Source organism: Streptomyces parvus (assembly GCF_032121415.1).
GTDB classification, from domain to species: Bacteria; Actinomycetota; Actinomycetes; order Streptomycetales; family Streptomycetaceae; genus Streptomyces; species Streptomyces globisporus_A.
In genome coordinates this window covers 6369048-6387161 of the sequence record NZ_CP135079.1, presented here as the reverse complement: position 1 = coordinate 6387161, position 18114 = coordinate 6369048, and the positions used below count along the sequence as shown (strand labels likewise).

General features: G+C 69.1%; 7 protein-coding genes. 5 read left to right on the top strand and 2 right to left on the bottom strand.

What is annotated here, in order from left to right; all coding sequences use genetic code 11:
- Positions 1-439 precede the first annotated feature (439 nt).
- Positions 440-1828, top strand: a complete 1389-nt coding sequence (locus RNL97_RS29645) for a hypothetical protein (protein ID WP_151510167.1) — start codon at positions 440-442, stop codon at positions 1826-1828.
- Between the two features lie 588 nt (positions 1829-2416).
- Entirely contained in the window at positions 2417-3373 is a 957-nt protein-coding gene (locus RNL97_RS29640) for an IS481 family transposase (RefSeq protein ID WP_313751411.1), read from the top strand.
- An 823-nt stretch (positions 3374-4196) separates the two neighbouring features.
- Here the strand turns inward: RNL97_RS29640 and RNL97_RS29635 are convergent.
- Both RNL97_RS29635 and RNL97_RS29630 read right to left on the bottom strand, forming a co-directional pair.
- The gene (locus RNL97_RS29635; protein WP_313751410.1) at positions 4197-8891 is read right to left on the bottom strand and encodes a DEAD/DEAH box helicase; all 4695 of its coding nucleotides are present in this window, start codon (positions 8889-8891) and stop codon (positions 4197-4199) included.
- A gap of 81 nt (positions 8892-8972) precedes the next feature.
- Complete coding sequence (locus RNL97_RS29630; protein ID WP_151510170.1) at positions 8973-11969, bottom strand: hypothetical protein; 2997 nt, start codon at positions 11967-11969, stop codon at positions 8973-8975.
- A gap of 210 nt (positions 11970-12179) precedes the next feature.
- Between RNL97_RS29630 and RNL97_RS29625 the strand changes: the two genes are divergently transcribed.
- From RNL97_RS29625 to RNL97_RS29615, 3 genes are all read left to right on the top strand, one after another.
- Entirely contained in the window at positions 12180-13985 is a 1806-nt protein-coding gene (locus RNL97_RS29625; RefSeq protein ID WP_151510171.1) for a sigma-70 family RNA polymerase sigma factor, read from the top strand.
- Between the two features lie 1104 nt (positions 13986-15089).
- Positions 15090-16220, top strand: a complete 1131-nt coding sequence (locus RNL97_RS29620) for a hypothetical protein (protein ID WP_151510172.1) — start codon at positions 15090-15092, stop codon at positions 16218-16220.
- Between the two features lie 477 nt (positions 16221-16697).
- Complete coding sequence (locus tag RNL97_RS29615) at positions 16698-18014, top strand: hypothetical protein (protein ID WP_151510173.1); 1317 nt, start codon at positions 16698-16700, stop codon at positions 18012-18014.
- The last annotated feature ends 100 nt before the right edge of the window (positions 18015-18114 follow it).

Here is an 18114-nt window from a genome sequence, read left to right as displayed (position 1 = left end):
TGGCTTCCTACCTGGGCTTCCCCTTCGCTCAGACGTCTGTTGGGACAATCGCCCCGGAACGCGCGGGGGCTTGTGCTGACCGGATGCTGACTTACCTGACGAGTCATCATGCACGCGGAAGACACCTCAGCACACGGACGAAGTGCGCCCACGCACCGACCTGCCGGGCCCCGCCATCGCTCCGGCTCACGGAACGCGCCCCCTCTTAGCCATCAGCCGATCGATGCTCGACAGCCCGGAAACCGGATTGCTGCCTGCCGCACGTCCGAAACTCCTCGGCAGTGTGGACCTCGTGGGCGAGGCGGGCTGAGGCGTCGACGCCGACCCGACCGAGCCGAGGTCCATGTCATGCGCCCCTGCGCACTTGTGTGCGCCGTTCCTTCCTTCCGTAAGGTCCAGCCGATGGTGAACCGGCCTCGCACACTGTGAAGGAGAGCTGTTGAAGCCGACCGAAGAAGTGCTCCAGGACCTGACCCAGCCGTCGAACGTCTCCGTCCACTCCGACGTGGTACTCGTCGGGAAGGTGGAAGCCGCCATCGCCGCGGACGACAAGAAGCGGAAGGAGAACGAGGACGAGCCGCTCCGCCGGAAGCTCGCCCTCGCTCCGATCCCGCAGACGGAGCTGCCCCGGCAGTTCGAAGTGACCCTCTGGGACGTGCTCCACACCCTCGCCCGGGCCACAGCCCTGTCATGGCGCGGGGCGGGCCGGGGACTGGCGGAGCACTGGGGTGCGCTCAAGTACACCCAGGCCCTGGCCGGCGGTCGCAACTCCTTCCTCGGCCTCACCGACGAAGGCCACCGGATCGCGGACCACTACAAGTCGCTGCAGTCCGGCGAGCTTGGCATCGGTTTCGCGCTCACTCTCGCCGAACACATGCTGCGCAGCCGCTTCCCTGACCACACGGTGACGATCGTTCCTGTCGATACGGCGTTACGCGCGGGCTGGGCCCTCACCAGCAGGGACAAAGGCGAGAAGGTGAGGTATCGCTACCGCCCACACTACTTCGCAGAGATCTGGCGTCCGGGCGAGCCGTCCCTCACCATTCCCCTCGCCTGCAAGGGCAACCACAGCGACTCCGCCACCTCCGCCGAGCAGTTGGCCTCCGCCTCCGCCCACGCCGAAGCGGTGCACATCGGCCCGTGGAACGAGACACCGGGCCTGCTGTTCAGCACACAGCTCCCGACAGACGGCGGCACGATGACCGTCCACGCCCTCCAGGCACCCGGCAGCGGCGGCCGGCTGTTCCCGGCGGAGGTCCGTGAGCCGAACCTCAACGCCCCACCGTTCCAAGCAAACGTGATGCCGAACATCCACCCACCGACCAAGGGCTTGGTCGCGCCGGAGCCCGTACGGGGCTGCCACGTGCAGGCAAAAGACTACGCCTGGTTCCAGGAGTCCCTGGCCCACACTACGGCGGCGGGCCTGATGGCCTTCACCGGCTCCGGCCACGCCACCGCGCGCCACCTGACCGACCGGCAGGGCCACAGACGATTTACGGGCCTTGAGCACGCGGCCAACATGAGCGTCCAGGACGCCACCCACGTCCTCTTCGGCAACAACTACGTCGGCACCGACCACGTCTTCCGCCTCAACGGCCCCCGCGTCGAAGCGTTCTCCGGCGTGGACGAGGAGGTCTTCCGCCTCCTCGCCAGGGGCAACGTCGAGGAATACCGCGCCCTCGTCCACGCCGGCCGCCACGTCCGCCCACGCCTCACATTCGACAAGGACTGGGGCGGCCCCGTCTCCGTCCACGCCGACGGCTCGGTCCTAGCACTACGGCTGCTGCCCGGCCAGGACAAGGAGCCTCGCCCGAGCCGCGCCCGCTGACACTAGAACTCCTCCGGGCCCGGTTCATCTCGGAGCCAGGCCCGGCGCGAGGACGATGGGCACGCAGGCCTAGAACGATGCCCCGCTCGCGAGCCTCCCGGAGCTGATGGCTCGCCTCAGCACATAGGTGATCTTCTCGGGCTCGAGATCAATACCTTCGAGCCCTTCGAGGTCAGTGGGCCCCCTCCAGCACATACTCGCCGTGATCTTTTGTCTCGATTAGCGATCGACACTCCGTGACGCCGGGGCTGGCTGTCGATGGACAATCTGGATGCACTGGTCAACCAAGTCGGGAAACACTGTGCAGCTAGACTCCGCAGCCCATATTTCACTGCAGGAGGGCTGCGACGGATGCGGGGAGAAGATCCCGCAAATCGGTGATCTGAACGTGGGCGGCATGGGTCGCGGTGAACTGGGCGACGGACATGTTCGGCGTGCCGAATGCGGTAGTGAAGGTCCGCAGCGCCCCTGGGCTGCGGTCTAGGTGTATTGATCACGAGCGTTGTTAACGCCGACCGGGCTTGATCATGGCGAAGACCTCCGGTGTGGTGGAGGTGTCTAGGCTCCACACCACACACGGAGGTCTTCGTGTCCCACCGTAATGCCCGGCTGACCGTTCACGGCAGGCGAATCCTGGTCGATCGCGTCCTCGGTGGGCGGCCAGTTGCCCATGTGGCGGCCGAAATGGGCATATCCAGGCCTACCGCCCACAAGTGGATCCGCCGTTGGCGCGCGGAGGGTGACTCGGGCCTGGCCGACCGCTCCAGCAGGCCCCATCGCACACCGCACCGCACCCCACGGGCCGTCGAGGCTCGCGTCTGCGACCTCCGCAGGACCCGCAAGCTCGGCCCCGCCCGCATCGGCCCGGTCCTGGGCCTGCCCGCCTCGACCGTGCACCGGATCCTGACCCGCCACAGTCTGAACCGGCTGTCCTGGATCGACCGTCCGACCGGCACCCTGATCCGCCGCTACGAACGCGACCGGCCCGGCGAGCTGATCCACATCGACGTGAAGAAGCTCGGCCGGATCCCCGACGGCGGCGGTCACAGGACCCTGGGCCGCCAGGCCGGCCGCGCCACCCGCAGCAACATGGGCTTCGACTACATCCACTCTGCCGTCGACGACCATTCCCGCCTGGCCTACAGCGAGATCCACCCCGACGAGAAGGTCGCGACCTGCGCGGGCTTCCTCACCCGCGCAGCCGCCTTCTTCCACCGCCAGGGCATCCCCCGCATCGAGCGGGTCCTGACGGACAACGCCTGGGCCTACCGCAAGGGCCTGGCCTGGAGGAACGCCCTCGCGGACCTCGGCGCCACAGGCAAGCTGACCCGGGCCTACCGGCCCCAGACCAACGGCAAGGTCGAACGCTTCAACCGCACCCTGCTCGACGAATGGGCCTACATCCGGCCCTACACCGCCAACACCGAGCGGGCCGAAGCCCTGGCAGACTTCCTCCACACCTACAACCACCACCGCAGCCACACCGCACTCGGCGGCCACCCACCCATCACCCGTGTCAACAACCCTGCGGGTCAATACATCTAGGGCCCAGGCCGCAGTTGAAGTGCTGGAAGCCAGGAAGCGGCAGGGCTCGGGGCCGAGCACGAAGAGCTCGGCCCGACGGCCAGAGGTGTCGGCCGCGAGCATCACGAGGTCCTTGAAGGCCTGGCGCTTGCGCATGGCGTCCGCGCCGCGCCAACGAGCGAACTTGAACTCCGCGACGCGCTGGTCCGTCTCCAGGTCGTACGGACGGCTCTGGTCGTTACCGGCACCAAGGGAGGGGCGCACGGCAATGTGTTCTCCATCCCCAAGGATGTGGGGCAGGACGAGGAGGATGCCGCAGGCGTGGATCAAGTCGTTGATCCGGCCCAGGCTCTCGCGGACCGTGAGCGCTGAGGCAAGCAGCTCCGGCACGACGTGGCTGTCCTCCGCTATCCGCATGACATTCACCCCGTCGGCCCCCTCCAATCGGTGCTCCAGCGAGGCCAGGGCCACGGTGAGCGGCTGACGGCTCAGGAAGTCGGCGAGGACCCCCACGGCTGCGCTCAGCTGCTCTGCTTCTTCACTGTCCTGGTGGGCTGAGGCAGTGTCCATACGGATAGTCTGCTCTCCTTCCCCTCTCCGGTGGGCGATTCCCACCGCGAGTCGGTGGCAGCGCGTCTCGGCCTCCTGGTGCAACCCGCCGGGTGGCTAATCGCGGCCCAGGTCCCACCACGGCTCAGAGCTTGTCCCGGTCGGCAGTCGACGCGACGCTACTCGTCTGTTCAGCTCCGTCGTGGGTGCCTTGCGTCTGGTCGGCCGCTCAGTCCGCTTGTGTGGGAGGAACTGTTCGCGCGACGCGGTCGAGCGAAGCCCCTACATATTCCGATCAGGTCGGATCCCCGGCCAAGGCGTTGAGGAGCGCCATGGCCTCATATCGGCTCAGCAGCTCGTGGAATCGCTCGTTGCGGAAGTTCCGCAGGCACGCGTAGCAGCTGCTCTCCGGGCCGCACTCGCAGGCCGCCACCCGAGCAAGCGCGGCAGAGACAACCGGTTCGAGCCGCTCGCCCATGGACACGGCATTGCCCGCGCCCCCCGGAGTGGTGTCGAAGAGCAGCAGGGACGGCATGCCGCCGGTGCCGGTGTGAACCGTGCCGTCGATGTCATCGCGACTCATCTCCAGATGCGCTGCGGCGCCTTCGAGCAGCGCGTACAGGCCGGAACGCAGACGGGCCGCAGTGGCGGTCAAGGCTGTGAGCGGGTCCAGATGGATCTGGAGGAAGTCGGTCTGGTACCGGTGAGCGAGGGAGACGACCCGGAGGGGGCCCGTGCACTGGGTGTCCTTCAGCAGGTGCGGGTGGCCGCCGCGAAGAGGCCCGGCCTGAGCGTGCGGACGGCCCCAGCCGCACCAGTCGCAGATCTGGTATCCGGCACCGGCCGGTCCCTCGGAGACGACCACCATCTCTCCCCTGGTGCCCGCCGACCAGGGCGTGGTGTGGCCGGAGACGAAGGTGGTCGCGCCTTCCTGGAGGTCGGCGGTGTCGGTGGACATGTGGACGTCGCCGTACCAGGACCGCCGTGGCGGGGTCTGCCCCGGGCGGCGCTGTGGGCCGCGCGCGGCGACGAAACCGTAGACCGGTTCGACGTACCTTCGTTGCGCGGCCGCCGACTGCGTGCCGCAGGCGGCGCAGACGGGGCCCACGGGTTCGGTGGCCTCCCGATAGCGGCCGCAGGCGGCGCACACGGCGTAGTGTCGGCTGACCAGTTCGCGGTCCGGCAGCCGGTAGACACCGGCGGACGCCCACAGGTGGCCGCCCGCCACGATCTCGGCCCCTGGGGCGTACTCGTGGACAGCGGCGCTCAGATCGCGGGTGAGTTCCAGTTGCCCCGAGACGGCGCCACCTTCCTGGGGGATGCGCAGTTCGACGGTGTCCACGGGGAAGCCGTACTTGGGCAGCACGTTGCGTTTGGCGAGGACCCCGAGCAGTTCGCGCTGGGTGAGGTTGCGGATGACCTTCTCGTACATCTCCGCCTGCCGGTACTTGCGGGCGGCCGCGGCCTGATCGCGGCGTTCACTGTACGAGGTGACGTCCTGGTCGAGGATCTGCTGTGCGGCCCGCAGGAGTCGGTCCAGTTCGGCGACCCAGTCGCCGGAGTCGATGCCGATCTCGGCTTGGACCGTGTCGGGGAGAACCCGGCGCAGGGAGGCCATGACGACCTTGGGGACAGGCGTCAGCCAGTCGCGCACGGTGTGGGCGGCGATCTCACCGGTGGTGTCGTCGGGAAGGAAGAACTCTCCCGCCTTGCGCCAGATCCGGCCCCGCTCGTCCTTCATGGCACGGAAGAAGGCGGCGAGCGCGATGGAGTGGGCGTGGCGGCGGTCGATCCGGACGTTGTCGACAGGGACGATCGGGGCCCTCACCTCCCCGGCGATCATCCGCTCGGGCTCCGCGAACCGGGAAAGGTCGTGGGGGCGCCGCTGCGCGTAGGTGAGGACCAGGGCGGCCGAGTCCGCACGGCGGCCGGCACGGCCGGCGCGCTGGACGTAGTTGGCGGTGGTGGGCGGCATGTTGCGCAGGACGACGGCCTGGAGTTCACCGACGTCGACGCCGAGTTCGAAGGTGGTGGAGCAGGACAGGGCGTTGACCTGTCCTCGAACGAACTCCCCCTGGATCTCGGCGGCCTTCTCCCCGGTCCACTGCGCGGTGTGCTCCTGAGCGCGCAGGGGAACAGGGTCGAAGGTCAGGTAGAGGCGCCGCAGATGCTCGTCTGTCTCGGGCGACGGCTTGAAGTCCTCCAGGCGCCCTGTGCAGCGCAGCGTCGGGCACACACCGCGCACGGACACCGCGGTGATGCGGCGGCAGCGGTCGCAGGCGTACAGCGGATCGCTGTCCGCCATCACCGGCCGCAAGCGCAGCCAGGCGTGGTCGAGCCGACGGACGACGCCGATCCCGGGCTGGTTCTCGGACGGCAGCCAGTCGGCGAGGTGACCTGTCGTGAGGTCGGTCCACAGACGGTTCAAGACGTCGAGAGCGGCGGCCCGTCGTTCACCCTGGTGGCCGAGGGCGTCGAGTACGCGTACGAGGTAGTCGACGCGTCGGTTCGAGGCGCTCGCGGCGCTGGGCAGCCAGCTGATCACCCTGCGCTTGGCCTCGGAGCCCTGGGAGCGGACCCAGATGGGCCCCTTGCGCGGGGCGAACGCCTCGTCGCCCGCGTCGACATCCTCGGGCATGGTGAGCGAGCCCTGGTTGCGCAGGCTGCGCAGAAGTTCCTGCAGCAGCAGCCATGCCTCGTCGTCCGAGAGGCCGAGTGAGGTGAGGGCGGCGGGCGGCTGCCAGAAGGGCTCGCGGTCGATGTCGACCCGGAGCAGGCCGAGGCCTTCGAGTGACTGGCGGTCGTCGAGGCTGAGCACTTCTTGCATCACCCACAGGGCCACTTCGCGCTGCTTGGCCTGGCGGGAGTCGTTGCGGCGGAAGACTCCGGCGCGGTCGGCGGCGCGGATGGTGTGGGCGACGAGGTCGTCGATGTGCAGGGGCTCGTCGGGATCGGGGCAGCCCTGCCGGACGGCCTGAGTGATCAGACGTCGGTGCTGGATGCGGGTGTAGGAGTCCTCCAGGTAGGGCGCGAAGTACGCGGCGGCCTGTCGGCTGTCGCTGAAGAACAGCAGCTTGCGGCCCTGTCCGGGCAGTGCGGCGGCCGGGCCGTCGGTCGCCGGAGGCAGCGCCTGATAGAGGGCGGTGCTGAGGACGGCGGCCGAAGCCTCGTTGCCCGCCTCGAACAGGCGGATCATGCCGTGACCACGCGCTCCGCAGGCGAGGCATGCGGCCGGGGTGCCCTCGTGGGTGTCGAGTTGGTGGACTCGGCGCAGTTCGGTGCCACCGCATCCAGGAGCGGTGCAGGATGCCGTGGCCGCGGGGTGCACGACCGCACAGCGAGTGCACAGTCGGCGTTCCTTGAGGCCGCCCTTGGCGTTGTCGCCGAGTGTCTCGTCGTCCTCGTCGGCACCGGTGTCCGAGCCGTCCCCGTCGAGGAGCAGCCAAGTGTGGAAGCTGTCGGGAGACTTGCGGTGTGCGAGGCGGGCCTGTGCCCCCTTGCCGGTGAGGGTGCCGTGCAGGTGTACGGCACCGCAGCGGCGGCAGGCACCCAGCTCGAAGGAGGGGCGGGCACACCGCGCGCAGGTCTCGTGGCGGGCCAGGTCGAGGTGGGGGCCTGCCGGGTCGAGGCAGGTGAAGGCGCCTTCTGTGGCGCGTGCGAAGAGGTGGTAGCGGGCGGAGAGCACGGGAGCGCCGTCGGTGTCGGTCACCTGGCTGGCGAGTTGGATGAGCGCGGTGACCGCCGCGGGTCCGACGGGGTCACCGGGAAAGACGTCGCGGGCGATCTCGTTCACGGGCCGGGGTCCGTCGGCGAGGGCCCGGCGCAGAACCGCGGTGCCGGCCTCGGCGGCGAGGGCGGTGGCCGCGGTGGTGTCGGCGGGCAGGCCGTGCATGCGGGCGGCCGACACGATCTCCGGTCCGGGGTCGGCGGTCGTGGCCAGGCGCAGGTACTCGGTGGTCGGCAGCGGCCCCCAGTGCGGGCCATCGGGTGTGGCGACCCGGGTAGCAGTGACCAGGTCCTGGGCGGCCGGGTCGCTCGCGTCCCAGCGGAAGGGGACGTCGAAGAGGGCCTGGGCGAAGGCGGTGACGGCGGCCGGGTTCTCCTCCGCGCCGACGGTGGCACTGGTGGCGACGGCCTGGATCTCCCGACCCTGCCCCACACGGTCCTTCAAACGGCGCAGCAGCATTGCGAGTTCCGCGCCGCGCGCTCCGTCGTAGACGTGGGCCTCGTCGACGACGACGAACCGCCAGGAACCCGCCTGTTCTCCCTCGAAGAGGTCCATGTCCTGGGGGCGGAGCAGCAGGTACTCCAGCATGGCGTAGTTGGTGAGCAGAAGGTGGGGCGGTGTGGCGCGCATCTCGCGTCGGCTGAGCAGTTCGTTGGGCAGGCGCGGTTCGCCGGGGTTGAGCTGCTCGAAGGTGTCGGCGGCGCGCTGCGGATCGTCCTTGGTGTCGCCGGTGTAGCGGCCGAAGGTGATGTGGGGGGCGTCGGCGAGAAGTCGGCGCAGTCGCTTCATCTGGTCGTTGGCCAGGGCGTTCATCGGGTAGAGCAGCAGGGCGCGAACACCGGGTTCAAGGGTGCCGCGGGCGTGTTCGGCGGCAAGGGCGTTGAGGACGGGCAGGAGGAAGCTCTCGGTCTTGCCGGAGCCGGTGCCGGTGGCCACGACGAGGTTGTGTCCGGCGACGGCCTTGCGCAGCGCCTGTTCCTGATGCCGGTACAGGGGACGGTCGGCGGGCAGTGCGGGGCCGGTCAGCTGCTGGAACGCGGGGTCGAGTACGCCCTCTGCGACGAGCTCGTTCAGGGTGGCGCCCGGCGCGTAGGCGGGGGTGGCCTCCAGCAGGGGCCCCTTGGTGAGCAGCGGGCTGGTGTCGATGGCGTGGGCGAGGGCCTCGGCCAGGCGGGGCTCGCACAGGGGCAGCAGGGAACGCAGGTAGCGGCGGTAGGTGTCGCTGATCATGCGGGCGGTGGCGAGCGGGTCGAGGCTGTGCACGGGAGGCTCCGATGTGACGGTCGGCTTCGGACGAGCGGTGGGGGGGTACCGGTGCGGTACGGGATGGACGGGAACCGGTGGTCAGCCGGTGCTGTGCACGGCCTCTGCGGTGACCAGGCATTCCGAGAGGGCGATGTCGACGGCGGTGAGATCCGGTGCGTGGGACGCGATGGGCGTCCACAGGTGGCGAAGTCCCCGTTCCAGGCCGGCGGCACGGGCGTCGCCGGCGGCGGCGAGCCTCGCGATCAGCGCGCATCCCAGAGACAGGTGAGGGACCCGCATCCAGGCTTCGCCCGGCCCGTGCAACCGCCCTGGGTCCCGTCCGCGGAAGGCCTGGGCCAGGTCGGGGTGTCCGTCGTCCAGGAAGATCGATACGGCGTCGAGTGCTTCGGAGAACTCCTCACGCGTGGCGTGGTACTGGAGGTCCTTGCGGGCACGGAACGCCTGCCAGGCGGCGTCGGCACGAGTGTCGGGGTCCAGAAGGCCCCGAGGGACGACACGGGCGCTGCGCCACACGGCCTGCTGCTGGAGTTCAGGGAGCTGGTCGAGGGCACGGGTCTGGGCGTCGAACCGGCCGACCGCGCCGCTCGGATCTGCCTGCCCGGCCAGCAACGCCGCGCTGGCGTCGCCCAGAAACTGGCCGACCTCGCCGAGGAGTTCCGCCTCCTCCGGGTAGAGCTCGCCGACGTCATAAGCGGGGTGACCAGAGAGATACGGCAGCAACGGGGCCGTGAGTAGCAGCGCACACAAAGGAGCCTGCCGCCAGACGCGACGTACGGTGACAGGGTCCGCCACCTCCCGTATCCGCAGGGCGGCGAGACCGCTGCCCGCGAGCACGGAGGCGAGTTCGCCGGAGCGCAGCGCGCTGTCGGCCGCTCCCGTGAGGGCGGTGGGCCCGGCGTCCACGAGGGCGCTGCGGCATTCCGCCGGTGCCGTCTCTCTGGCTCCGCACGCCTGCAGGTCGCGTCCGCGGGCGGCCACGATCCACTGGTAGGGGATCGCGTCGGTGTCGCGCGGCAGCGCGCCGTGCCCAGCCAGGTACTCCGAGACCCTGGCGCCGGATCCGCGGCCGGCGGCGGAAGTCCACGGGGAGCGGCGCAGCACGAGGGTGTCGCGATCGCGCAGGCGGGGCCATCCGGGAGCTGTGGGTGTGAGGGCGCCCGCCTTCAGGTGCACGATCAGGGGGCCGAGCGACCGCCAGGCCGCTGGCAGCGGGATACGGCCGGACTGGTCGACGGTGGCCGTCAACGGCTGTTCCCACGGGGCGAAGACGGCGTACAGGCGGGCAATCAGTTCGCCCGGGTGGCTCAGCCCCCGCAGCAGCAGTCCGCCGCCGTCGGGTACGACGTTTTCCGCGATGGGCTGGGTGCGCACGGTCGCGACATGGACGCTCTCCCCCGCGACCAGCAGCCGTATGTCGGCCTTCACGCAGTCGCGCACGGTGTCCGCCAGGGCCGCCAGTGAGTACCGGAGGTCTCCTCTGCGCGTGCGAGTGCGGCGTTCTGGACGCAGCGTGAGCAGGTTCGCCCCTTCGACGACCAGTGCCAGCAGAGGTGTCAACGCCACCGCCTGTTCCGGCAGGCGGACGGTCAGGGCGCTCTCGCCGGCCAGGTCAGCGGCGTCGATGTCGAGCGGCCGGATGGACCAGGTCAGGGGGTGACCGCCGAGTTCGAGGCGGACCTCGGAGTGCGGAATGCACATCTCGACGGTGAACTGACGGATCCCGTCGCCCAGCACCAGCCCCTTGGTGATCTCGTACGGGGAGAACGCGACAACGCGCTCGGAGGCGGTGACCGGTCCGCCGGTGCGGAGAGTCAGCCGAGCAGGGGCCAGGCCTCCGTGCGGGGCAAGCAGACGCCACTCGGCAGTCGGTTCGGCCGTGGTGCCCTCGGCGAGGAAGGCCGCCAGCCGGCGGCTGCGCCGGGAGCCGACGCGGTGGACGAGGATTTCGTACGGTCCCAGAAGCGGGCGGGGTACGTCCTTCCAAGGATCGAGGAGCGCCCCGGGAGCACCGGTCTGCCGGGCGAGAGGCTCCTCGTGGCCGCGGCGGCGCACTTCGGCCTGCCAGAGTCGCGCGTCCGGCTCACCGGCGCGCCGCGGAAGCCGGAGAGCGGGCGGACGGTGCCACACGGGTGCCCCGTCGTCGCCCGCGATCCACGGCAGCGTCGCACCGCCCTCCCACCCGAGCGGCCGTCCGGCGGCTACGTCCAGCCAGTTTCCCGGAACCGCGGCGGCGGCCCGCACCCGCGTCACCCCGGTCAGTGACACCCTGCTCAGCGTCCAGCCGTTCCAGCCGTACGGGGTGGGCAGTTCCACGATGCCGGGGGCGGCGCCCTCGGTCTGCAGGGTGCCGGCATGGAGAAGGCAGATCTCGGCTGCGGGCAGGGGCTCGTCCTGGGGGACGCGGTGGCCGTCGGCGCCGAAGGCCAGGAGGGCGTCGTCTGGGTCCACGATCGCCGAGACATGGGTGGTTCCCGTCGGATCTGTCGCCTCGACACGGCGCACGGGGCCCGGCAGTACCCAATAGGGCGGCAGGGCTGCGAACACCTCACCGTCGGCGGCCAGTTGCCAGTCCCCCGCGTCCGGCTCGCCTGGCAGGGTCAGGAGCACGCTGCCCGCGCCGGGCCCGAGACGGACCTCGGGAGCGGAGGTAGCGCCGCGGGGCGGGGTGCCCGAGCCGTCCTCCGCCGCGGTCGGCACGTGCCATGTCCAGCCCAGCGAGCGGGCGGCCTCCTGCGCGGCGCGAATCCATTCGTCGGCGCTCTCCGGGGAGGCTCCGCGTGACCCCAGGTCGGGGCGCTCCGCGAGCACGCGCGCGCGGGCTTTGACTACCAGGCGCGGGAGTTTCGGCCCGTCGGCCAGCGCCACGGTGTGGACCGCGCAGGCGGGCCAGCGTGCGAAGACCCTGTCGCGCGGGAGGTCGGAGTGGTCCGCGAGCAGCCGGTACGCCACCAGCGCTTCCAAGACGAGCGCGGTCCGTACGGCAGCGACCGGCTCCACCGCCCCGGCAGACGGCTCCCCCGCCTCGCGCCAGGCCCGCTCGCAGTCGTCCAGCAACTCCGTGGGATCGACCAGCATGCCCCGCCCCTCCCCGTCTCGGAAGTACCGATCTCGCCCGGGACCAACCATCGTTGTACGTTCTACCATCTACCATTCCTTCACATAAGGAGCATGGGGAATCCGCAGGTGAACGGTGCGTACTCCCCAGGGGGGTGACTGATTGTCAGTGGCGGGTGGTGCAATGCGAGAGGCTCGTCGCACCGCAGTACGGCACATGGGGGCACGCTGATGACGACGGAAACCGAGGCCGGGACGCCGGCCGTGCTGCATGAGGCGCTGGTGACTGCCGCGGGGCCACAGCGAGCCCTGACCCCGGTGGCCTTGCGGGGACTGCTGGTCGGCGTGGATACCGCGGTGGTGGTCGAGGTGCTGGGCCGGGTGATGGCGGAGGGCGTCGCACTGCCTCCGGCCGCGGTGGCCGCGTTCGGTCTGGAAGGCGGTTCGCCGGCCCCGGCCGCGCCAGAGCTTCCCACAACGGCCGAGCCGTTGAACGACACCCAGGATGAACGCAGCGTTCCGGCGGGGCCGGAGCCGGAACCACACCGACCACCGTGCTTCAACCTTGAGCTGCAGCGGGACAGCAGGCTGGACCTTTCCGCGTTGACCGTGCAAGCGCTCAGTCCCGGCGTTCCCTCCGCGTCCCGACCGCCCCTGCGGGCCGAGAAGCCGTACGAGACGCCCGCCGGTCCTACAACCGCACTCACCATGCCGCCTATGCCACACCCCCGCCCCGAGCCCGTCGCCGAGTCCCCGGAGGAGGATGCTTCCTCACGTGAGGCCGTGGGCGACTCTTTCACGCACTACCGCAAGGAGATCAGCAGGTTCCCGCTGCTCTCCCGGCAAGAGGAGACGGAACTGGCCCAAGTCATCGAGGCGGGACTGCTGGCTCGCGAGAAGTTGGACGAGGCTGGCCGGAAGATCGCTCCTAAGCTGCGGCGTGAGCTGGAACAGCTGGTCCGGCTCGGGGAACTGGCGTTCACGGACTTCGCCCAGGCGAACCTCCGGCTGGTTGCCAGCATGGCCACCTGGTACACGGGCCGCGGGTTGGACCTCATGGATCTGATCCAGGAGGGCAACCTCGGCCTGCTGCGCGCCATCGAGAAGTTCGACCACCTCAAGGGGAACAAATTTTCGACGTATGCCGTCTCGTGGATCCGGCAGGCGATCACACGGGCCCTGGCAAACAAAGGCCGCACGATACGGATCCCCGCCCACGCGCACGAAACCCTGACCGCGCTACGGAAGGCGGCACGAGAGTTGGGGCACGAGTCACCTACCGACGCTCTCCCCACGGTGGCCGCCCGCGCGAGTGTCACCGTTGACGAGGCGCACGTCCTGCTCGCCCGGGTCCGTCGAACACTCCCCCTGGAAGACCTGACCGAGACCGTCGGTGACGACGCCTTGCACGAGGAAGCGGACCGGAGCATTCAGGGACCGCACTGGACCGAACCGGACTTCTACTACGGCGACCTGTCCCCAGAGGAAGTCCATGATGTGTTCAGCTGCCTCACCGAACGAGAGCGCCAGGTGATGACCCTCCGACTCGGGCTTGACGACGGCCCCGAGCTCACCCTCGAAGCGATCGGAGCGAAGTTGAGCCTAACCCGAGAGCGGATCCGCCAGATCGAGTCCAAGGCTTTGAGCAAGCTTCGGGGGCGGGTCTACGAAAACCGCATCCGCGCCGCACGTCCGCTCCGCGAGCGCTCCCGCGCTGCACCGAGCGACGTGGACGGGCAACCCAGCGAAGTGGACGGGCCTCCCGTCGAGTTCGCTCCCAACGTCCCCTGTGTGCGTCGAAAGGTCTACCGGCCCGGGATCATAGTGGTCGGCCATCAGACTATCCACGTCGGCCTGCAGTGGCACGCGAGAGCCGTCACTGTCCTCGTGGCGGACGAGTGGCTCCGAGTGGTGTATGACGGGCGTGAGATCACGACGGTGCGTCGCCGCCGCACGGGAGTCGGTAAGATCCATGGGGCTCCGGACTCAGGCAGCGCGGGAGCCCCGCTCGGCATCACGCCACGAGTAACTCATTGACCTGCCCGCTCTACGACGCGCAAGCACCTCCCGCGCCCGGGTACAGGCGACGAACAGCAGGCGTCCCCTTCAGCGATCAGGCCACCGACAGCCCCGGACGCCGCAGCTTCGACCCACGTCAGCATGGATCCGCTCCCGGCCGACCCCATCTAAGACTGCCTGACGGACAGTTAGCGTACGCCTCCGGGATGGTCCCGCCGAGGGCGCAATTGACGGCGAGCGCGACCAGCTCGCTCCGGGAGTAGTGCTCCGTTGGAGCCCCCAACGTTCCCGCATTCGTACAGACCTGCGGCGTTCATGGCGAAAAACGCTAGGCGGACCCTCGCGACATGCGCAGCCGAACCGGAGACCTCCCGCAGGCACCCGGGCCAGACGACCTTCAACGTGGACACCCGCTGCGGGCGATCACGAGCACGCCAGCACCCATCGCTTTGGTTTTCGCGAACCTGCAGTGGGACCGCTGGCAACCGGGCCCGGCGCAACTGTGTCCCCCTGCCGAGTTATGACCTGGGGGTGATACTGGGCGCGTGCTGTCGGAGACGTTGACGAGAGAGGCCCGGCCACCATCCGGCCCGGCACAATGCCGGGCGGAACGACTGATCGACGGCAACCAAGGTATCGCCGCGACCAGGTGCTGGTACCTCCCCGACTGGCACCGGACGTTTCACTCACGTGATGCCAGGACATCGGACCAGATCGCACGGTGACCTCGCCTCGTCGACGGGCTGGCGTCCGTAAGTGACTACCGGGCAGCCCGACCTGCAACATATGAAGGAATGACACCGGCGCGAGGCCCCCAGGGTACGGAGGCAGCCAGCCTTGTATTCGCTCAGGACCAGTTCCGGCGCCAGGGAGCACGTTTCGCGGCAAATGTCGGTGGCAGCGTCTAGAGTCCGGCACATGTCTGCTTCGTCAACTGGGCTCAAGGCTGAGGAGCCTCTGGCGCCGGTGTACCCCTTCAATGCGCCAGGGAAGCCCATCACCCTCTACGACGGACCCATTGGACCGGCCGGGGCTGGGGTGCCCGGGGTTGTCCAGTACGACTGCTCCCCGAAGCCCGGGATCTCTTGGAGGTTGTGTACCGAGGACTATGACCCCACATGTATGGACAGGACTGAGCTGAGTCTGCTCGACCTCGGCATCGAACTCCCGGTGTCCGCCCGCGACGCTGTGAGCGGCTGGTCCAACGGTACTTCCTACGGAGACCCCACCGCGCCGCTCGACCGTGTAGTGGCCCATTGGTTCAACCTGCCGCGATGGCGTGGATCAGCCCACCTCGAGGCTCATGCTGCTGATGGGACCCCGCGAGTGGTGTCGGCCGGACGCAGCGTGTATGAGGCGGACGGGTGGAGGATCACGCTCGACGTCCGCCCCGACCACAAGGCCGCCTTCTCTGATGTGCGCCAGGCCGACGTCTACGTCATGACTCATGTGGTGGAGATCCGGCGGTTGGACGGAGCCACGTTCACGGCCGCCGAGGTCACCCCGGTCCTCAGCGCGCTGCACGTCGGACTGTCCTTCGCGCTCGGCCGGTGGGTCGCTCCGGCCCTGCCCGTCGGCCTGAATAACCAGGAACATACAGTGTGGGGCCAATGGGGCCCGATGCTCTGCGACCCGGCACGCCGCATCAGCTCCGGCTGGTGGTACCCCGAAGACCAGAAGTCCTTGGCAGATCTGCTGGCCTGCCTCCTGCCCACCTTCCGCGATCCCGGCAAGGGGCAGGCGCTTCGCCTGCAGATGCAGTACGCGATCACTGCCATAGTGGATCGAGGGTTCGTTGAGCAGCGGATCATGAGCGGAGCTGCCGGACTGGAGCATGTGATATGGCAGGAACTCGTGCTCAGCGGGCGGCTCACGGAAGCCGAGTACACATCCCGCGCAAGACCGGCTCATGACAAGCTGCGTACGGTTCTGACGGAGTCCGGGATCGAACTGAGGGTGCGCGCAGACCGTCTGCCGGCAGCCGCTGCCTATGCGGCCAGACAGCAGGTAGACGGCACTCGGCTGGCGGACGGCGCCGACGTCGTCACCCGAGTTCGCAACCGTCTCGTGCATCCCAAGGAGACACAAGAGCCCGTCTACGGAGTCAAGGGACTGGTCACCGACACCTGGCTCCTGACCCGCCACTACCTCGCGCTGCTGGTTCTTCACTCCATCGGCTACCGAGGCTCCTACCAAGACCTATCCAGGACCAACAGATGGGTCGGCGAGACCAAGCCCGTCCCATGGGCGTGAGGTCGAGCAAGCCTTCAGGAGCCGCCAGCGCTCCTCCCGGGCTTGGAGGCCCTGCGGTCGCATGAGGTGCTGGGCATCGTCGTTGCGGCTGATGTCCTGCGGAGTCGCTGCCTCGAGGGTGCGACATCTTCATCGAAGCCGGATGGCCCCAAGCCCACCCACTCCTCTTCGGCATCGAACAAGCGTTCCGCTGATTCAGTCGCCATAGCTGCACTCACCGCCATACCGAGACGGCCGCTACTTGGGTTTAGTCCGCCTCGTTCAGAGCCCGGCTTGCGAACTGCTCCCCCGCAGGTCAGGGCGGAGTAGCAGGACGCAGAGGGACTCCCAGAGACGGCGACCCGGCTGGGCTCGCCGTCGAACGCCTCGCTTGGGCGACGAGGGACAACTGGGGTGGTGGGCCCCAAAGGGAAAGGAGTGGCCGCCAAGGGGCCCTGGGGTGAATACTGGTCTGTTTCCCACCTTGAGGAGAACCACTTGGAGATCCAGACGCTTGAGGAGTTGCGCGCCGCGGACGATCTGTCGTTGGCGTTCAACCCCTATGGGCTCGGCAGCCGAATGAGGCCGGAGGACGCCGCAGAGTTTCAGCAGCAGCAGATCGCCGACTGCGACCTTGCAGAAGGTGTCGCTGCAGGGACTCGCGACTCCTTCGAGCGGCTGCGCACCGTCTTCGCCTACGGTGTGCTGTGTTACGACGTGTACACCGTGGTCGGCGACCAGGCGCTGCCCATCTACGAGCAGGCGTTGCGCGACCGCTTCATGGAGTGGTGCGCCGGCACCGTCACCTTTCGTCTTTCCCGGGCCCCCGACGTCTCCTACACCGTCACGTCGTACGACGACGTCAAGAAGCGGGCGGGCAGGATGACACGGCAACGTGCGAAGCTGGTCGTCGCCGACCAGGCCATCGAGTTCAACGGGATGCTGCACGGGCTCCGGCTGTGGGCACGTACGGCGGGTCTGCTCCGCGGGCGACGCAGCCGTGCGGTCGAAGACGCGCTGGCCAAGCTGCGTAACTACGTTGCCCATCCGTCCGGCCACCATGTCGACACCCCTGTCGGGGCGGCCCGGACGGTGCGTGACCTGGCGGAGCTGATCAACCAGCTGTGGGGGCAGGCCACTCCCGATGGGCGCCTGTACCCGGCGCCTCTGCGTCGGGAGATCGTCGTGCTGAGCTGGAACGGTTCGGGGCGGACACGGATGGAGCCCGCCAGCGCCCTCACTGTCCCCGACCCCGTGGAAGATCAGGAGAGCGACGACGAGTACCAGCACGTCGTCGTGCGAGCCATTCCGTTCATCCCAGGCAGTCGCTGGAACGATGCTTACTGGGCGGAGTTCGACTCCCGCTACGAGACCACGCGTTTCCCTACGGAGTACCTGTGGGGGCCAGGCACGCGCGAGGAGGCCCGGGCCTGGCTGGAGCAGGAGCGCCCCGACGGGGACAGCGTCGACTTCACCGACCGGGTATTTCTCGTCCAGGACCACGGGCGCCTTCTGCCGCCGATGCGGCCGGCGGTAGCGGCTGGGCTGCCCGACGACGAGCGCGCCGGGGTCTGGCATGCCGTGCGCGCTGACTTTCCCGATGACGCCTTCGCGCACGTAAGAGGCTCCGGAGATCGCAGCGCCGGTCACACCCGCCGCCCCGGAGACTGTCCTGCCTGCTCCGCTGAGTTCCTAGGCTCCGGCACCTACGACGAGGCCCACCGAGCTGCTGCAGTCGCTCTCGGGCCGATCCGGGCAGTACACCTGCCCTCTGTACGGCTCCCCTCGTCGACCTTCTGGCCCAACCGACCGTGAGCGGCACACCACGAGGAGAAGGGTGGCCGCCAACAAAACCAGTCCATCGGACGTGGTCGTGACTGCGTCACGACCACAGAAGGCGCGCCTGGCACGATTG